This is a genomic window from Micromonospora cabrerizensis (genome assembly GCF_022230955.1).
In the GTDB taxonomy this organism is placed as follows: domain Bacteria; phylum Actinomycetota; class Actinomycetes; order Mycobacteriales; family Micromonosporaceae; genus Micromonospora; species Micromonospora cabrerizensis.
Genome location: NZ_JAKKFI010000067.1, coordinates 1 through 16,443, shown reverse-complemented (window position 1 = coordinate 16,443; position 16,443 = coordinate 1). Strand labels below are relative to the sequence as shown.

General features: G+C 72.7%; 19 protein-coding genes. 11 read left to right on the top strand and 8 right to left on the bottom strand.

Going from position 1 to position 16,443, the window contains the following annotated elements:
• Positions 1–19: 19 nt before the first annotated feature.
• Both LADH09A_RS16430 and LADH09A_RS31680 read right to left on the bottom strand, forming a co-directional pair.
• Entirely contained in the window at positions 20–970 is a 951-nt protein-coding gene (locus tag LADH09A_RS16430) for a TIGR03557 family F420-dependent LLM class oxidoreductase (RefSeq protein WP_238646106.1), read from the bottom strand.
• Positions 971–1,069: 99 nt separating this feature from the next.
• Positions 1,070–1,195, bottom strand: a complete 126-nt coding sequence (locus LADH09A_RS31680) for a hypothetical protein (RefSeq protein ID WP_255421242.1) — start codon at positions 1,193–1,195, stop codon at positions 1,070–1,072.
• A gap of 216 nt (positions 1,196–1,411) precedes the next feature.
• Between LADH09A_RS31680 and LADH09A_RS16425 the strand changes: the two genes are divergently transcribed.
• Positions 1,412–2,902, top strand: a complete 1,491-nt coding sequence (locus LADH09A_RS16425) for a glycoside hydrolase family 3 protein (protein ID WP_238646105.1) — start codon at positions 1,412–1,414, stop codon at positions 2,900–2,902.
• Between the two features lie 13 nt (positions 2,903–2,915).
• Here LADH09A_RS16425 and LADH09A_RS16420 read toward each other — a convergent pair whose 3' ends face one another.
• Positions 2,916–3,203: a GNAT family N-acetyltransferase gene (locus tag LADH09A_RS16420; RefSeq protein WP_238646104.1), complete on the bottom strand. Its 288-nt coding sequence runs from the start codon at positions 3,201–3,203 to the stop codon at positions 2,916–2,918.
• Entirely contained in the window at positions 3,200–4,426 is a 1,227-nt protein-coding gene (locus LADH09A_RS16415; RefSeq protein ID WP_238646103.1) for a cysteine desulfurase-like protein, read from the bottom strand. Before LADH09A_RS16415 ends, LADH09A_RS16420 begins: the two co-directional genes overlap by 4 nt.
• Before the next feature lie 96 nt (positions 4,427–4,522).
• Between LADH09A_RS16415 and LADH09A_RS16410 the strand changes: the two genes are divergently transcribed.
• The 7 genes from LADH09A_RS16410 (at position 4,523) to LADH09A_RS16380 (ending at position 9,410) form a co-directional block, all read left to right on the top strand.
• Positions 4,523–4,888, top strand: coding sequence for a hypothetical protein (locus tag LADH09A_RS16410; RefSeq protein WP_238646101.1), 366 nt, complete (start codon positions 4,523–4,525; stop codon positions 4,886–4,888).
• 59 nt (positions 4,889–4,947) lie between these two features.
• On the top strand, positions 4,948–5,769 hold the full coding sequence (locus LADH09A_RS16405) for a DUF1206 domain-containing protein (RefSeq protein WP_238646100.1): 822 nt from the start codon (positions 4,948–4,950) through the stop codon (positions 5,767–5,769).
• Between the two features lie 82 nt (positions 5,770–5,851).
• Positions 5,852–7,039 carry a mechanosensitive ion channel family protein gene (locus LADH09A_RS16400; protein WP_238646098.1) on the top strand — a complete coding sequence of 396 codons (1,188 nt, stop codon included), beginning with the start codon at positions 5,852–5,854 and terminating at the stop codon, positions 7,037–7,039.
• A gap of 804 nt (positions 7,040–7,843) precedes the next feature.
• Positions 7,844–8,278: a phage holin family protein gene (locus LADH09A_RS16395; RefSeq protein ID WP_238646096.1), complete on the top strand. Its 435-nt coding sequence runs from the start codon at positions 7,844–7,846 to the stop codon at positions 8,276–8,278.
• Entirely contained in the window at positions 8,275–8,649 is a 375-nt protein-coding gene (locus LADH09A_RS16390) for a DUF3618 domain-containing protein (protein WP_238646094.1), read from the top strand. The genes LADH09A_RS16395 and LADH09A_RS16390 overlap by 4 nt, the downstream gene beginning before the upstream one ends.
• 8 nt (positions 8,650–8,657) lie before the next feature.
• Positions 8,658–8,918, top strand: coding sequence for a DUF4235 domain-containing protein (locus tag LADH09A_RS16385; protein WP_372492296.1), 261 nt, complete (start codon positions 8,658–8,660; stop codon positions 8,916–8,918).
• 288 nt (positions 8,919–9,206) lie between these two features.
• Entirely contained in the window at positions 9,207–9,410 is a 204-nt protein-coding gene (locus LADH09A_RS16380) for a cold-shock protein (RefSeq protein WP_030338233.1), read from the top strand.
• A 116-nt stretch (positions 9,411–9,526) separates the two neighbouring features.
• Here the strand turns inward: LADH09A_RS16380 and LADH09A_RS16375 are convergent, their stop codons facing one another.
• Together LADH09A_RS16375 and LADH09A_RS16370 are read right to left on the bottom strand one after the other, a co-directional pair.
• Entirely contained in the window at positions 9,527–9,721 is a 195-nt protein-coding gene (locus LADH09A_RS16375; protein ID WP_238646090.1) for a hypothetical protein, read from the bottom strand.
• A gap of 88 nt (positions 9,722–9,809) precedes the next feature.
• Positions 9,810–10,793 carry an aldo/keto reductase gene (locus LADH09A_RS16370; protein WP_238646087.1) on the bottom strand — a complete coding sequence of 328 codons (984 nt, stop codon included), beginning with the start codon at positions 10,791–10,793 and terminating at the stop codon, positions 9,810–9,812.
• Between the two features lie 84 nt (positions 10,794–10,877).
• Here LADH09A_RS16370 and LADH09A_RS16365 point away from each other — a divergent pair, with 84 nt between their 5' ends.
• The gene (locus LADH09A_RS16365; protein ID WP_238646085.1) at positions 10,878–11,672 is read left to right on the top strand and encodes a trans-aconitate 2-methyltransferase; all 795 of its coding nucleotides are present in this window, start codon (positions 10,878–10,880) and stop codon (positions 11,670–11,672) included.
• Entirely contained in the window at positions 11,669–12,691 is a 1,023-nt protein-coding gene (locus LADH09A_RS16360) for an adenosine deaminase (protein ID WP_238646083.1), read from the top strand. The genes LADH09A_RS16365 and LADH09A_RS16360 overlap by 4 nt, the downstream gene beginning before the upstream one ends.
• Before the next feature lie 274 nt (positions 12,692–12,965).
• Here LADH09A_RS16360 and LADH09A_RS16355 read toward each other — a convergent pair whose 3' ends face one another.
• Positions 12,966–14,369 (bottom strand): HAMP domain-containing sensor histidine kinase, encoded by a 1,404-nt coding sequence (locus LADH09A_RS16355; RefSeq protein WP_238646081.1) that lies wholly within the window; start codon positions 14,367–14,369, stop codon positions 12,966–12,968.
• A 29-nt stretch (positions 14,370–14,398) separates the two neighbouring features.
• Positions 14,399–15,088 carry a response regulator transcription factor gene (locus tag LADH09A_RS16350; protein ID WP_030489108.1) on the bottom strand — a complete coding sequence of 230 codons (690 nt, stop codon included), beginning with the start codon at positions 15,086–15,088 and terminating at the stop codon, positions 14,399–14,401.
• Positions 15,089–15,161: 73 nt separating this feature from the next.
• Between LADH09A_RS16350 and LADH09A_RS16345 the strand changes: the two genes are divergently transcribed.
• On the top strand, positions 15,162–16,082 hold the full coding sequence (locus LADH09A_RS16345; protein WP_238646080.1) for an ADP-ribosylglycohydrolase family protein: 921 nt from the start codon (positions 15,162–15,164) through the stop codon (positions 16,080–16,082).
• Positions 16,083–16,443 lie beyond the last annotated feature (361 nt).

Genomic DNA, 16,443 nt, shown 5'->3' with positions numbered 1-16,443 from the left:
CGCAGCTCTGATCCGGGGCTCAGCGCAGCCGGGGCAGGACCTCGCGCTGGTAGAGGTCGAACAGGCCCTGGTAATTCGGGCCGGTGTTGGCCACGTACACCTCGTCGAAGCCGGCCTTGGCGTACTGGTCGATCATCTCCAGGTGCGCGTCGACGCTGTTGCCGCAGACGAACGCCTCCTTGACCATCTCCGGCTTGACCAGCTCTGCGGCCTGCTCGAAGTGACGCGGTGAGGGGAGTACCTGGGACAGCTCGCCGGGCACCCCCGCGTTCGGCCAGCGCTCGTACGCGATGCGCATGCCCTCGTCCTCGCTGTCCGCGTACGCCGCCTTGAAGCCGGCCTGGCACGGCTTGTCGCCGCCGCCGTTCTCGCGGAAACGCCGGACCATCTCGCCGTCGGGCATGGTGCTCACGTAACCGTCGCCGATCCGGGCGGCCAGGTCGATGGCCTTCGGCCCGAAGCCGGAGACGTAGATCGGTGGGGGAGTGTCGGGCAGCGTGTAGATCCGGGCCTGCTCGACGGTGTAGTGCTTGCCGTGGTGGCTGACGAAGCCGCCGGCCCACAACGCGCGCAGCACCTCGACGGCCTCCTCCAGCATCTCCAGGCGGACGTCGGCCTGGGGCCAGGCGTCACCGAAGATGTGCTCGTTGAGCGCCTCGCCGGTGCCGACGCCGAGCACGAACCGCCCGCCGTGCAGCACGGCGCTGGTGGCTGCCGCCTGCGCGATCACGGCCGGGTGGATCCGCACGGTCGGGCAGGTCACCGCGGTGGTCACCGGTAGTGAACAGACCTGGCTGAGCGCGCCGAGCATCGACCAGACGAACGGGCTCTGGCCCTGCGCGTCCACCCAGGGGTGGTAGTGGTCGGAGATCCACAGCGCCTCGAAGCCGGCCCGTTCGGCGCCGCGCGCCTGCTCCAGCAGCTCGGCTGGCGTGAACTCCTCACTGGACAGAAAGTATCCGATCTTCATGATTTCCCCTTCGGCGCGCGGACCTGCTGATGGGGAATGCCGTACCCCGGTCGTGGTCGGCCACACGCGGCCCGCCGGACCCGGATCGGTGCGGGCCGTTCAGCGTCGGCCGAACATCGCCCGGATCGCGGCCAGCAGCAGCAGCGCGCCGACCACCAGGCCGAGCAGGCGTACGCCGGGGATGTCGGCCGGGCTCGTCGCGTCGGCCAGCAGGGCGGGGTCCATCCCCGCACTCTCCCGGGGAGTGGGCCGCCAGGCAACTGTAAGGTTTATTGACTATTGAATCGCCCGGTGTGACCATGGCATGACCGCCTGCCGGTGGCGGTGCGCCGAGGGCGCGCGAGAGATGGGGTACGGGGGCCGCATGAGCGAGCGCGACCAGTGGGCTGACGGGGGCGCACCGACGCCGGCGATCGAGACCGATCGTCCTGAGGGGGCGTGGTGACCGCCTCCGCCGGGCACCTCCCGGCGCTCGCCGCCGCCGTCCTGCAACCCGGGTTCGTCGGCACCACCCCGCCGCCGTGGGTGTGTCGCTGGCTCGGTGAGGGCCTCGGCTCGGTGGTGCTCTTCGCCCGCAACGTCGTCGACCCGGCGCAGGTGGCGGCACTCACCGCGACGCTGCGCGCCGAGCGGCCGGACGTCATCGTGGCGATCGACGAGGAGGCCGGCGACGTCACCCGACTCGAGTCGGTGCACGGCAGCACCCGGCCCGGCAACTTCGCCCTCGGCGCCGTCGACGACCCGGAACTGACCGAGGCGGTCGCCCGGGACCTCGGCGTCGAGCTGGCCCTGGCGGGGGTCACCCTCAACTACGCCCCGGACGCCGACGTCAACTCCAACCCGGAGAACCCGGTGATCGGCGTGCGGTCCTTCGGCGCCGACCCGGCGCTGGTCGCCCGGCACACCGCCGCCTGGGTACGCGGCCTCCAGGCCGGCGGCGTCGCGGCCTGCGCCAAGCACTTCCCCGGCCACGGCGACACCCGCGTCGACTCACACCACGACCTGCCCCGCATCACCGCCGACCGGGCCCGGCTGGACGCCTGCGAGCTGGCCCCGTTCCGGGCCGCCGTGGCCGCCGGGGTGCAGGCGGTGATGACCGGCCACCTGCTGGTGCCGGCGCTCGACCCGCAGCTGCCGGCCACGCTGAGTCAGCGCATCCTGGGCGGTCTGCTCCGCGACGAGATGGGCTTCTCCGGCGTGGTGGTGACCGATGCGATGGAGATGCGCGCGGTCGCCGACCGGTACGGCTTCGCCGGCGCGACGGTCCGTGCCCTCGCCGCCGGAGCCGACGCGATCTGCGTCGGCGGCGAACGGGCCGACGAGCAGGCGGCGCGCGAGCTGCGCGACGCCATCGTGGCCGCGGTCCTCTCCGGTGAGCTGCCCGAGGAGCGCCTCGCCGAGGCCGCCAAGCGGGTCGGGCAACTCGCCGCCTGGACGATGGCCGCCCGCACCGCCGGGTCGGCCGGAGTGCGCGGCGCCGCCGACGTCGGGCTGGTCGCCGCCCGCCGGGCCGTCCGGGTCACCTCCGCCCGGCCCTCGGCCGGCGCGCTGCCGTTGACCCGCGCGGCGCACGTCGTCGAGTTCGAGCCGTTGCGCAACATCGCCATCGGCGCGGAGACCCCGTGGGGCATCGGTGCGCCACTGGGTGAGCTGCTGCCCGGCACGAGCACGGTCCGCTACGCCGAGCCCGACGTGCCGGCCGACCCGGGCGCCGGGGCGGGCACCCGCCCACTGGTCCTGGTGGTCCGAGACCTGCACCGACACGACTGGATGCGCTCCGCCGTGCAACGCGCGTTGGCCGCCCGCCCGGACGCGGTCGTGGTCGAGCTGGGCGTGCCGGAGCTGGTGACCGGGTCGGTGCACCTGGCCACCCACGGCGCGACCCGGGCCAGTGGCTGGGCCGCCGCCGAGGTGCTGACCGGCGCCCGCTGAGCCGACGTCCCGCCTACGGGAGGTCGGCGACCAGGTCGGCGTACTCGGGGTGCTTGTCGATGAACGCGGCCATGAAGGGGCACTGCGGCACCACCGTGGCGCCCCGGGCGCGGACCTCGTCCAGGGTGCCCTTGACCAACGCGCCGCCCACGCCCTTGCCCTGGAAGCCCCGGTCCACCTCGGTGTGGGTGAAGACCAGGACCTCCCCGCGCATGAGGTACGCGGTGAAGCCGGCCAACGCGTCGTCGACCAGGATCTCGAAGCGGTGCTTCGCCGGGTTGTCCTCGACCAGGGTGCTCATCCGGCCATTCTCCCCGCGCTGGCGGTCAACGCGTCGAGTTCGCCGAGCAACCGGTCCACCTCGTCGACGGTGTTGTAGTGGTAGATGCTGGCCCGCACCGCGCCGCCGCTGTCCCGCAGACCCATCATCTGGAAGTACTCGTAGGCGTAGTAGTCACCGACGGACAGGCAGAACCCGGCGGCCCCCAACGCCTCCTGGGTGGCCGCCGGCGACATCCTCGCGACCCGGAACGACACCGTCGGGCAGCGCCGGGCCGGCGAGCCGTAGACGGTGACCGCCGGCCGCTCCGCCAGCCCGGCGAGCAACCGGTCCAGCAGTGCCTCCTCGTGCGCCTGAGCGGCGGCCAGACCGGCCCGCAGTCGCGCCCGCCGGTCCCCGACCGCGTCCGGGTCCAGCCCGGCCAGGTGCTCGACCGCCGCGGTCACCCCCGCCAGCAGCGGGAAGCTCGGCGTGCCGTACTCGAACCGGTCCGGCACCGCGTCGGAGGACGGGATCAGCTTCGCCGGGCGCAGCGCCGCCCAGCGGGCCGGGTCGGCCACCATCGCCGCCAGGTGCGGCCCGGACCACTTGTACGCGCTGGTCACCAGCACGTCGGCGCCGAGCGAGGTCAGGTCGGTCGGCCCGTGCGGAACGGAGTGCACCCCGTCGACGTGCACGAGAGCGCCGACCGCGTGCGCGATCTTGGCGATCGCCGGCACGTCCGGCATGGTGCCGATGGCGTTGCTGCCGGCGGTCACCGCGACCAGCCGGGTCCGCTCGCCGACCAGGTCGGCGTACTGGGCGGCGGGCAGCTCACCGGTCTGCCGGTCGACCTCGGCCCAGCGCACCGTCGCGCCGGCCGCCTCGGCGGCCTGCACCCACGGCCGGACGTTCGCGTCGTGGTCGAGCCGGGACACCACCACCTCGTCACCTGGGCGCCAGGTCGCGCCGAGCGTGCGGGCCAGGGTGTACGTCAGCGCGGTGGCACTCGGGCCGAGCACCACCCCGGCCGGGTCGGCGCCGAGCAGGTCGGCCACCGCCGAGCGGGCCTCGGCCACCAGTTCCAACGACCGGCGGCCCGCCACGTTGGCGGCGCTGCGGTTGCCGACCGCCGCGCGCATGGCGTCGGCGACCGCGTCGATCACACCGGCGGCGGTCTGGGTGCCCCCGGCCCCGTCGAAGTGGACGAAGCCCTCGGTCAGGGCGGGGTACGCGGCCCGGGTGCGGGCGATGTCGAACGGCATGTCCCGGACCCTAGCCGGTGCTCCCGGGGCCCTGGCCGGCCACCGGGTGATCACCGATCGGCGCCGACGTCGCGGGCGTCTCGTACTGTTGGCGAGGTGACGAACCGACCCGCCACCATGCCCATGCCCACCGTCCGTCGCGCCGCCGGTCTGTTCGCCGGTCTGGCGCTCGGCCTCGCCGTGCTCAGCGGCTGCAGCTCCCAGGGCGCCTCCACAGACTGTTCGGTGGACGCCTGCACGGTCACCTTCGATCGGGGTGTCGACGCGAGGACCACCATCCTGGGCGTCGAGGCCAAGCTGGTCGGCGCCGAGGGTGACCAGGTGACCGTCGAGGTCGCCGGCGAACAGCTCACCCTCACCACCGGCCAGCAGGCCGCCGAGGCCGGGGGTTTCGGGGTCACCCTGGACAGCGTGACCGACCAACAGGTCAAGATTCGCGTAGCGCGCAACCCGGGCAGCTGACCTGGGCGGGCGGCGGTGGCCGACGTTTGGGGATCTCCAGAATCGGAGATTGTGGCGGCATGTCACTTACCCGTAGCGCCGAAGCCACCGCCTCCCGTACGGCGGACAGCCGGTGGCTGGAACTCCTCGCCCGGGCCGGCTTCATCGGCTACGGCATCGTGCACCTCCTCTTCGCCTGGTTGGCGTTGCAGATCGCGTTCGGCACGTCGTCCGACGACGGCGACCAGTCCGGCGCGCTGCGTACCCTCTCCGAACAGCCCCTGGGCAAGTTCCTGGTCATCGCCGTCGCGGTCGGCCTGCTGGCGATGGCGATCTGGCAGGCGCTGGAGGCGGCGGTCGGGCACCGCGCCGAGCGGGGCCGGGAGCGGCTCGTGGAGCGGCTCGCCTCGGCCGGCCGGACCATCGTCTACCTCTACTTCGCCTGGACCGCCTTCAAGGTCTTCAAGGACGTCGGCTCGAACAGCGCCGACCAGCAGGAGGCGCTGACCGGCAAGCTGATGACCTCCAGCGGTGGTCGCTGGCTGGTCGGCCTGGCCGGGCTGGTGCTCGCCGCGATCGGCGTCGGCCTGGTCATCTACGGCGTCCTCAAGAAGTTCGAGAAGCACCTGAAGACCGGCGAGATGAGCCCGAAGACCCGCAAGCTGGCCCGCCGCCTCGGCATCGCCGGCTACGCCGCCAAGGGCGTCGCGTACGGCATCGCCGGTCTGCTGGTCATCGTGGCAGCGGTGAACTACGACCCGGAGAAGGCCCGCGGTCTGGACGCCGCGCTGCACGCCCTGCGCGAGCAGTCCTACGGCGTGTTCCTGCTGACCCTGGTCGCCCTCGGCATCGCCGCCTTCGGCGTCTACTGCTTCCTCCAGTCCCGGTACCGCAAGGTCTGAGCTGGTCGATACCACGGATGTCGGGCACTCTTGGGCTTTTGCCCGGAGTGCCCGACGCCTGTCGAAGGGGAGCACCGAAGCCGTGCAGAACTATCTCGAAACGGCCGTCGCCGCGCTCGTCGCGGCGGCGGTCGCCCTGTTCCTGGTCGAGGTCGTCCACCGGTTGACCCGGCGGTTCGGCCGTCGCTCGCTGTTGATGACCGAGCTGACCGACCACGCGCACCGCCCGTTCCAGGTCGCCGGAACGGTCCTCGCCGTGCAGTTCGCCGTCCGTTTCAGCACCGGGTACGCGGTCGGCGAGACCTGGCGGCGCCTGCTGCTGCACCTGCTCGTCCTGGCCGTCATCGCCACCGTGGCCTGGCTGGTGGCCTCGCTGCTGGTCGTCGTGGAGGACACCGCGCTGGCCCGCTTCCGGGTCGACGTGCCGGACAACCGGCACGCCCGGCGGGTCCGAACCCAGGTGGTGATGCTGCGCCGGCTGACCATCGCGGTGATCGTCATCCTGACCATCGGCGTGATGCTGATGACGTTCCCCAGCGTGCGGGGCATCGGCGCCGGTGTGCTGACCTCGGCCGGTGTGGTCGGTGTGGTGGCCGCGCTCGCCGCCCAGAGCCTGCTCGGCAACGTCTTCGCCGGCCTCCAGCTCGCCTTCAGTGACGCCGTCCGGCTCGACGACGTGGTCGTCGTCGAGGGGGAGTGGGGTCGGATCGAGGAGCTGACCCTCAGCTACGTGGTCGTGCAGATCTGGGACGACCGGCGGTTGATCCTGCCCACCTCGTACTTCACCAGCAAGCCGTTCCAGAACTGGACCCGCACGGAGGCGGCGGTGCTCGGTACCGCCGAGTTCGACGTGGACTGGGCGGTGCCGGTGCAGACCATGCGCGAGGAGCTGCGCCGCCTGGTCGAGGGCACCGAGCTGTGGGACGGTCGGGTCTGCGTTCTGCAGGTCACCAACGCCATCGGCGGAATGGTGCGACTGCGTGCGCTGGTCAGTGCCGCCGACGCGGGCAGCCTGTGGGACCTGCGCTGCCTCGTCCGCGAGCACCTGGTGGCCTGGATTCGCGACAACCGCCCGACCGCGATGCCCCGGATGCGTACCGAGCTGGGCGACGCCAGCAGCAACCTGCCCTGGCAGTGGGTGCAGCCGAGGCGGCCGGTGCGCCGCCTGTCCGACACCGAGGCACCCGACGACGCGCGCGTCTTCGGCGGCAGCGACGACGGCGACGCCCGCAGCGAAGCCTTCGTGGGCCCCGAAGAAACCCGCCCCTGACCCGCCCCGCGTCCGTCCGCCCCGCGTCCGTCCGCCCCGCGCCCGCCCGTCCCGCCCCGCGTCCGTCCGCCCCGCCCCGCGTCCGCCCGTCCCGCCCCTCGCCCGTCCGTCCCGCGCCGCGTCCGTCCGTCTCGCCCCCAAGATCGTGCAACATCCTGGTTGTAGTGGCATCCGTCCCCGCCAAGGCCACTACAACCAGGATCGAGCGCGATCTTGCCCGGTTTTGAACGGACCGCCGGGTCAGACCGCGCTATGCCCCAAAGCTGGACGGCGGGACGCGGTCGCCGAGGACAGGGGACGTCGGTGGGCAGGCGGCGGGGACACCAGCATCGACATAGCTAGATCAACACGGGTTTGCTGAAATCGCGGTATCCCTTTGCCCTGGACACCCCGATTTCACGAAACCCGAGTCGATCATCGCCACCTTCTCGACAGGTGGGAGGCCTTGACCAGATTCTGGACGAACCACCCGATCAGACCCTGGCAGCGTGCAAGTTCGACGGCCGGGCGGCGGAACCGCGGCGATGACCATGGACCTGCCGAGCCGCCCCGCCCGGTATGTCCCCACCAACCCCCATGGTCATCGCTGCGGAACCGGGGGTGGTGGTCCGTTGCGAGAGGTTTGGTCGGGCTTGGGTGGGGGATGTGCTGCCGGACGTCTGTGGCGCGATCAAGAGTGGGACGGGGTGCCGGCTCCTCGGCGCGGCGTCCGGACAACGCGGACGGTGAGCTGCTCGGCGCGCTTTAGGATTGACGGGCGGCGACTCCGGGCATACAGCGCGGTGATGAGGAAAGGAGGACAGCATGGCTGACGTGGCGAACGCCCGCACATCCCAGAACGGGAGCGAGCCCTCCACCGCCGAGTTGGTGCAGCGGGCCACCGAGCAGGTCTCCCGTCTCGTACGGGACGAACTGGCGCTGGCCCGAGCGGAGTTGACCCAGAAGGGCAAGCACGCGGGCATTGGCATCGGCCTTTTCGGCGGCGGCGGCGCTCTGGCGTTCTTCGGCCTGGGCGCTCTGGTCGCCACGGCGATCCTGCTGCTCGACCTGGTGTTGCCCGCCTGGGCCGCCGCGCTGATCGTGGCGGTGGCCTGTTTCCTGGTGGCCGGCATCCTCGCCCTGGTGGGCAAGAAGCAGGTCAGCCGTGCGGTCCCACCGGTGCCTGCGGCGACGGTCCGCAGCCTTCGGGCCGACATGGACACCGTCACCGCCGCGGTGAAGGACAGGGGGCGGCAATGACCGGCAACGGGACGGGCGACACGGAGGCGCTCCGCGAGGAGATCCGCCGCACCCGGGTCGAGTTGGGCGAGACGATGGAGGCGTTGGCCGCGAAGGCCGACGTCAAGGCGCGTCTGAAGGAGTCCGCCGAACAGGCGAAGGAGCGGATGCGCGAGCAGGCGGCGCAGACCGTCGCCCGGGTTCGCGGGCAGGCCGTGCGCGGCGCGGGGTTGGCCCGCGCGCAGGCCTACGAGAAGGGCGAGTTGGTGCGCGCACAGGCGCACGACAAGGGCGAGTTGGTGCGACGCAACCCGGTGCCGTGGGCGGCGATCGCCGCCGGTGCGGTGGCCACCGTGGTGGTGCTGATGATCGTGCGGGGGAGGCGTAGGTGAGCAGGAGCATCGGCAGGGTCGCGTACCGGCCGGTCGGCGTGTTGTTGGGTATCGCCGCGGGCACGGTGGCCGGGGCGATCTTCCGGCAGGTCTGGAAGGTCACCGCGGGCGACGGTGAGGCGCCCAACGCCACCGACGAGGATCGCGGCTGGGGGGAGATCCTGGCCGCCGCGGCGTTGCAGGGGGCCATCTTCGCGGTCGTCCGGGCTGCCGTGGACCGGGGCGGCGCGGTCGGCGTCCGCCGGATGACCGGCAGCTGGCCGGACTGACCACACAGCGACCTCAGCCCCCTTCCCGAGATCGATGGGAAGGGGGCTTTCGCATGGCTTCGGACGCCGCCCAGCGGACCTGAGGCATCCGTCAGGTCACATGTCGGAGAAATTCGTCGGAGAGGTCGTGACAGACTTTTTGCCTCCGTGATTTGCTGGTCCCCGCTGTTGCGAGATGGCGTGGGTTGAGAGAAGTCTCCTTCGGGGGCCGCCTCAGGCACCGCTGCTCGAAAACGGCCAATCGGCCGGACGGCGTGCACGGCCGCCAGTTTTTAGAGGGAGATACACATGGCTCAGGGAACCGTGAAGTGGTTCAACGCTGACAAGGGCTTCGGCTTCATCACCGTCGATGGTGGGGGTGCTGACGTGTTCGTCCACTTCTCGGCCATCCAGACCAGCGGCTACCGCTCGCTGGAGGAGAACCAGCGGGTGGAGTTCGAGATCGCTCAGGGTCAGAAGGGCCCGCAGGCTGAGCAGGTCCGTCCCATCTGAGTGAGATGGCCGGCCCCCGCCGGCCGGTGGGACGATCCAGCCAGGGTCGTTGGAAAGCCCCGCATCCCGCAAGGGTTGCGGGGCTTTCCCCGTTGCAGGTGGGCAGGACCAGCGGGTCAGCGTCGGCGGCGCGAGCGCAGGCCGAGCCAGAGCACCACCAGCCCGGCCAGCGCGACGAGCGGGCCGAGCACCGCCCAGATCTTCTCGTCGGTCATCACGCTGCCGCTGACGTAGCCGAGGCCCTGCACCGTCCACACGGCACCGATCACGACGGCCAGCAGGCCGAGGGTGAGCGAAAGCCAGCCCCTCATCGCGTCCCCTCTCCGTCGCCCGAGGCGGCGCGTCGCCCTCCAGCATGGTCGGCCGGGCGGCGCGACGCGAGCACCCCGGGCGTGCGGGTCACCACCGGTCGTGCACCTGCGGGCGGATCAGCTCGTCGTAGGTCTCGCGTACGGCTGCCAGCTGCTCGTCGCTCAGCGGCGACAGGTCCGCCGCCGCGGCGTTGCGCCGGGCCTGGTCAGCGTCGCGCGCGCCGGGGATGACCACGGTGACGCCCGGCTGGTCGAGCACCCAGCGCAACGCGAACTGCGCCATCGTGCGGTCCGTGCCGACAAGCGGCGCTAGCCGGCGTACGGCGGCAAGGCCCTGCGAGAAGTCCACGCCGGAGAACGTCTCGCCGACGTCGAAGGCCGCGCCGTTGCGGTTGTAGTTGCGGTGGTCGTCGGCGGGGAACTCGGTGTGCTCGTCGTACCGGCCGGAGAGCAGACCGCTGGCCAGTGGCACCCGGGCGATGATGCCCACGCCGGCCGCCGCGGCTGCCGGAAGGACGCGCTCCAGCGGCTTGTGGCGGACCGCGTTGAGGATGATCTGGACGCTCGCCACCCCCGGCCGCGCGATCGCGGTGAGGGCCTGGTCGCAGGTCTCGACGCTGACCCCGTACCCGGCGATGGCCTTCTCGGCGACGAGGGTGTCCAGCCCGTCGAAGACCTCGTCGGAGGAGAAGACGGCGGTGGGCGGGCAGTGCAGCTGGACCAGGTCGAGGGTGTCCATTCCCAGGTTGGCGCGGGAACGGTCGGTCCACTGCCGGAAGTTGGCCAGGGTGTACGCCTCCGGCCGCTGCTCGACGCGGCGGCCCATCTTGGTGGCGACGGTGAGCCCGGCGTCGGGTCGGGAGCGCAGGAAGCGGCCGATCAGTTGCTCGCTGCGACCGTCGCCGTACACGTCGGCGGTGTCGAGGAAGGTCACTCCGGAGTCCACGGCGGCGGCGAGCACCGCCATCGCGTCGGCCTCGCTGACGGTGCCCCAGTCGGCGCCGAGCTGCCAGGCGCCCAGGCCGACCGCGCCGACGGTCCGGCCGAGCCGGTTGAAGCTGCGCTGTTCCATGCCCCGAGCCTAGTGATCGGGTTGCCGGCCTGCCACGCGAGCCGTACCTTGAAACAAGACGGACGTACGGTTTGGGAGGCGACGATGTGGGACCCGACGACGTACCTGCGCTTCGGCGACGAGCGGTCCCGGCCGTTCCACGACCTCGTCGCGCGGATCCCCGCCGCGCGACCCCGGGCCGTGGTCGACCTCGGCTGCGGCCCCGGCCAGCTCACCGCGACCCTCGCCCAGCGCTGGCCGACCAGCCGGGTGCTCGGCCTGGACTCCTCGCCCGAGATGATCGTCCGGGCCGTCGCCCTCGGCGCTCCCGTCGACTTCGCGGTCGCCGACCTGCGCGACTGGCGTCCGACCGGCGACGAGGACGTGGTCGTCAGCAACGCCGCGCTCCAGTGGGTGCCGGGTCACCAGGAGCTGCTGCGCCGCTGGGCCGCCGAGCTGCCCGCCGGGGCGTGGCTGGCCATGCAGGTCCCCGGCAACTTCGCCGCCCCGTCGCACCGGGCCCTGCGGGAGGTCGCCGACCAGCCGGCCTGGCGGGCTCAGATCGCCCCGCTGCTGCGCGCGGACCCGGTCGACGACCCGGCCGACTACGCGGCGCTGCTGACCGCCGCCGGCTGCGCGGTGGACGCCTGGGAGACTACCTACGTGCACCTGCTGCCGGCTCGACCCGCCGCCGAGCACCCGGTGCTGACCTGGATGGAAGGCACGGCGCTGCGCCCGGTCCGGGCCGCGCTGGACGCCGCCGGCTGGTCGGCCTTCCGGGCCGAGCTGGGGGTACGCCTCATCGCGGCGTACCCGGTGCGGCAGGGTCAGGTGTACTTCCCGTTCCGCCGCGTCTTCGTCGTCGCCCGCACCGGCGACCATGCCCAGGAGAACCTGTGACCGACCTGCCCACCTTCATCGCCGGCCTGCCCAAGGTGGAGCTGCACGTGCACCACGTCGGCTCCGCCTCGCCCCGGATCGTCGCCGAGCTGGCCGCCCGCCACGAGGGACGCACCCCCGTCCCGGCCGACCCGGAGGCGCTCGCCGCCTACTTCGAGTTCCGCGACTTCGCGCACTTCATCGAGGTCTACCTGAGCGTGGTGGACCTCATCCGCGACCCGGAGGACGTCTGGATCCTCACCCACGAGGTGGCCCGGGAGCTGGCCCGCCAGCAGGTCCGGTACGCGGAGCTGACCATCACCCCGTACTCGCACGTGCGTCGGGGCATCCCCGCGCCGGCGTTCTGCGAGGCGATCGAGGACGCCCGCCGGCGCGCCCTGGCCGACTTCGGCCTCGAACTGCGCTGGTGCTTCGACATCCCCGGCGAGGCGGGTCTGCCCGCCGCCGAGGAGACGCTGCGCATCGCCCTGGAGGAACGCCCGGACGGGCTGGTCAGCTTCGGCCTGGGTGGCCCGGAGATCGGCGTACCCCGACCGCAGTTCCGGCCCTACTTCGACCAGGCCCGCGCGGCCGGTCTGCGCTCGGTGCCGCACGCCGGGGAGACCACCGGGCCGCAGACGATCTGGGACGCGCTGAACGAGCTGGGCGCCGAGCGCATCGGCCACGGCATCTCCGCCGCACAGGACCCGGAGCTGCTCACCTACCTGGCCGAGCGGCAGATCGGGATGGAGATCTGCCCGACGTCCAACGTACGGACCCGGGCGGTGGCCAGCCTCGACGAGCACCCGCTGCCCCAGCTGGTGCAGGCCGGGCTGCTGGTCACCATCAACTCCGACGACCCGCCGATGTTCGGCACGACCCTCAACGACGAGTACGCGGTGGCGGCCCGTCTGCTCGGGGCCGGTCGCGAGGGTCTGGCCGGGCTGGCCCGCAACGCGGTGACCGCGTCCTTCCTCGACCCCGCCGGCCAGCAGCGGATCAGCGCCGAGATCGACGCGTACCTCAGCACCGCGGGTTGAGCTGGACGGCCGGAACGCGGCTGAGCCGGTGGGTTGCTCTGGGCGGGCGTTGCGCCGTCCGGGGGGAGCGGGGCGCGCGGCGGGAGCGTTGGTGTGGGGGGACCTGAGACTCCCGCCGCGCGCGCGGCTTCACCGGCCGTGGGTGCGTGGTGCGCTCGACCGGTGAAACTGGTGGGTTCGTGCACTGATCCTGTCAGCCCGCGGCCGGTCACACGCGGTCGTTAACCGCGATCTAAGGAAGACTTGCGCCGGCCCACAACCCGGGCCGTTGCGGTCACTCGTCGGTCGGCCGCTGACGTGGCCACCGACGTCCGCTGGACTTCGTGTCCCGGGCGTCGCGGGCCATCCGGCCGACCAGACCGAAGCGGCTCACCTGCCGGGGCGTGGCCTCCGGGTCGGCCAGCAGCATCACCACGCTGGCACCGCCCAGCCGGGCGCGGTCGATGCTCACCGACCCGTTGGCCTGCAACGCCACCCGCTTGGCGATGTCCAGACCGAGCCCGGTCGAGCCCTGGTCACTGGTGCCCCGGCGCAGCGCCCGGTCCGGGTTGGTGATGCCGGGGCCGGCGTCGTCGATGCGGATCGCCACGTAACCGTCCCGTCGCGACACGGCGACCTCGAACGCGGTGCCCTGCGGCGTGTAGCGGAAGACGTTGCCGATGACCGCGTCCAGCGCGGCGGCCAGCTCGGCCCGCGGCACCGGCGCCGGGATGCGCAACTGCGCCCCGTTCACCCGGTGCGGCCGGTTCTGGTCGCCGGCCAGCGCCGCCCAGAACACCATCCGGTCCCGGACCACCTCGCTGACGTCGCACATGGCCGGGCCGGCCTCGTGCGCCACCGACTTGCGGGTCGTCTTGATCAGCACGTCGATCTCACCCTCCAGGGTGACGATCGCCTGCCGGATCCGCCGGATCCCCCGGAGCCGGTCCAACTCCGCCGGGCTGAACGAACCCACGCTGGTGTCGTCGGACTCCAACGCCTCCGCGTCCAGCCGCAGCACCGTCAGCGGCGTACGCAGACGGTGCGACAGGTCGGCCACCAGTTCCCGCTCGTCGGTGCGGGCCGCGTCGAGCCGGTCGGCCATCCGGTTGAAGGCGTACCCGGCCTCGGCCAGCTCGCGGGGACCCGTCGGCTCGACCCGTACGCCCAGGTCGCCGTCGCCGATGGACAGCGCGGCCTTGACCAGACCTCGGGTCGAGTCCACCGCGCGGGCGGCGACCCGGTCGACGACCAGCACCGCCGCGCCGGCCATCGCCGCGCCGACCGCGAACAGCAGCAACCAGGTGCCGCCGGCACCCTCGCCCAGCGTCGAGTCCGGGAGGAACACCTCGACCACGGCCGTCCGGTCACCGAGGACCACCGGGTCGAGCCGGACCACACCGCCGTCGACGTCGACGACCAGCGACCGCCGGTCGGCACGGGCCCGGTCCAGGTCACTGCCACCGGCCCGGCCGGCGGACTCGTCCAGGCCCAACCCGTGCACCACCGGCCGCGTCCGCGCACCCTCGGCGCTGGCCACCACGGCACGCTCGACGACCGCCGGGTCGGTGCTCACCGCCAGCGCGCCGGTCACCAGCGCGCTGCGCCGGGCCGCGTCGGCGATCGCCTCGTCCCGGCTCTGCTCACGCAGGCTGAGGCCCAGGGGGATCAGGAACGCGAGCGCGACGAGACTGCACATGCCGGCCGTGAGCAGGGCCAGCGCCGTCCTCAGTCCGGTGCCACCAGCCGGAACCCGACCCCCCGCACGGTGCGCAGGTAGCGCGGCTTCGCCGCGGACTCGCCCATCTTTCTGCGGAGCCAGTACAGGTGAACGTCGATGGTCTGATCCTCGCCGACCGATGGCTGCCGCCATACCTCCTCCAAGAGTTCCCGGCGGGACACTACCCGCCCCGGTCGCGCGGCGAGATACGCCAGCAGGTCGAATTCCTTGCGGGTCAGCGCCAGTGGCTCCCCGTCGAGCTGGGCGCTGCGTTCGCCCACGTCCACCCGGAGCCCACCGACGCTGTGCACCGCGGGCTGCACCGTCCGGCTGGCCCGCCCGGCCCGGCGCAGCACCGTGGTGATCCGCGCGTCCAGGTGCGCCCCGGTGAACGGCTTGACCATGTAGTCGTCCGCGCCGGCACGCAGCAGCTTGACCACCGACTGCTCGTCGTCCCGGGCGGTGGCGATGATGATCGGGACGTCGGTGATGCCGCGCAGCATCCGCAGCGCGTCTGAGCCGTCCAGGTCCGGCAGACCCAGGTCGAGCACCACCAGGTCGGGTGTCTCCGCGGCGACGCGGCGCAGCGCGTCCAACGCCGTACCCACGGCGTGCACGGCATGCCCCCGGTCGGTGAGGGACCGCAGCATCGCGCCGCGTACGACGTGATCGTCTTCGACCAGGAGCACGGAGGCCACGACAAGACCGTACTTGGCCTGGCAAGTTGATCGCGTTGCGGCGTGCCTGGCGAGCGGGCAAGCTGGTACGACGATGTCGTTCACCCTGTTCGCCGATGCCCGCCTGGCGCTCGCCCGGGACAGCCTCGCCGGTCTCTCCACCGGCGACGCGCTCGGCGCCCGGTATTTCCTGCCGGGGTCGGCACCTGCGGATCTCACCCTGCAGACGTTGCCGCCGTCTCCCTGGGAGTGGACCGACGACACCGAGATGGCGTGTTCGGTCCTCGCCGAGCTTGCCGACCGCGGCAGCATCGACCGGGACCGGTTGGCCCTGGCCTTCGCCGAGCGCTGTGACCCGCGGCGGGGCTACGGCGCCGGTGCGACGCTGATCCTGCGGCTGATCCGCACCGGCACCCCGTGGCCGCTGGCCGCCGCCTCCGCCTTCGACGGTCAGGGCTCCTGCGGCAACGGCGCGGCCATGCGGGTCGGCCCGCTGGGCGCCTACTTCGCCGACTCGACCGCGCGTGCCGCGGCCCAGGCCCGCTCCTCCGCCGAGGTGACGCACGCGCACCCCGAGGGCATCGCCGGCGCTGTCGCTGTCGCGGTCGCCGCCTCGATGGCCGCCCGAGCCCGCCTCGACGGTCACCGCCCAGCCCCGGAGCGGCTGCTGGCCGGGATCGCCGTCGCGCTCGACCCGGGCACCGAGGTGCACCGGAGCGTGAACCGGGCAGCCGGGCTGCTCGGCCGACCACTGCCCCCGGTGGTGGCGGCGCTCGGCAACGGCTCCCGGGTGACCGCCCAGGACACCGTCGGGTTCACCCTCTGGGTGGCCGCCACCCACCTCGACGACTATCCGACAGCGATCCGGACGTGCGTACGGGCCGGTGGGGACATGGACACCACGGCCGCCATCGCCGGGGCCGTGGTGGCGGCATACACCGGTGTCGGCGCCGCGGGCGGCGTGCCCGAGTCGTGGCTGGCCGCCCGCGAGCCGCTACCCACCTGGCTGCCCTGACCACCGCGCCCGCGCGTGCGGCCTGGCCTGTCCGTGCGGCCCGCGCCGCCCGGCGCGCCGGCGCCTTGATCGACTCGGTTTCCTGCAAATCGGGGTGTCCGCGTGGCGTTGATGCCGCGGTTTTCAGGAAGCCGAGTCGACCATGCGCTGCGGGGTGACCGGGCGGGGCGGACCGGCGGGGAGGGGCGGCTCGGCGGGGGGGCCCGGCGGTGGGGTGGCTCGGTCGGGAGGGGGTGGGTTGAGGGTAGCTCCGTGCTTGATCGGTTCGGCCTCGTGTAAGGCGGGGTTTCCTGGCGGGGAGGTAGGTGCATCGGAAGCGCCAACGCCGGTGCTCCCTCGGCCGTATGTAACATAGCACGCC

Bases quoted from the DNA above. Each gene is read 5' to 3' on its own strand.
- LADH09A_RS16430 (WP_238646106.1), bottom strand. From the start codon at position 970: ATGAAGATCGGATACTTTCTGTCCAGTGAGGAGTTCACGCCAGCCGAG.
- LADH09A_RS31680 (WP_255421242.1), bottom strand. From the start codon at position 1,195: ATGGACCCCGCCCTGCTGGCCGACGCGACGAGCCCGGCCGACATCCCC.
- LADH09A_RS16420 (WP_238646104.1), bottom strand. From the start codon at position 3,203: ATGAGCACCCTGGTCGAGGACAACCCGGCGAAGCACCGCTTCGAGATC.
- LADH09A_RS16415 (WP_238646103.1), bottom strand. From the start codon at position 4,426: ATGCCGTTCGACATCGCCCGCACCCGGGCCGCGTACCCCGCCCTGACC.
- LADH09A_RS16405 (WP_238646100.1), top strand. From the start codon at position 4,948: ATGTCACTTACCCGTAGCGCCGAAGCCACCGCCTCCCGTACGGCGGAC.
- LADH09A_RS16395 (WP_238646096.1), top strand. From the start codon at position 7,844: ATGGCTGACGTGGCGAACGCCCGCACATCCCAGAACGGGAGCGAGCCC.
- LADH09A_RS16390 (WP_238646094.1), top strand. From the start codon at position 8,275: ATGACCGGCAACGGGACGGGCGACACGGAGGCGCTCCGCGAGGAGATC.
- LADH09A_RS16380 (WP_030338233.1), top strand. From the start codon at position 9,207: ATGGCTCAGGGAACCGTGAAGTGGTTCAACGCTGACAAGGGCTTCGGC.
- LADH09A_RS16375 (WP_238646090.1), bottom strand. From the start codon at position 9,721: ATGAGGGGCTGGCTTTCGCTCACCCTCGGCCTGCTGGCCGTCGTGATC.
- LADH09A_RS16370 (WP_238646087.1), bottom strand. From the start codon at position 10,793: ATGGAACAGCGCAGCTTCAACCGGCTCGGCCGGACCGTCGGCGCGGTC.
- LADH09A_RS16365 (WP_238646085.1), top strand. From the start codon at position 10,878: ATGTGGGACCCGACGACGTACCTGCGCTTCGGCGACGAGCGGTCCCGG.
- LADH09A_RS16355 (WP_238646081.1), bottom strand. From the start codon at position 14,369: ATGTGCAGTCTCGTCGCGCTCGCGTTCCTGATCCCCCTGGGCCTCAGC.
- LADH09A_RS16345 (WP_238646080.1), top strand. From the start codon at position 15,162: ATGTCGTTCACCCTGTTCGCCGATGCCCGCCTGGCGCTCGCCCGGGAC.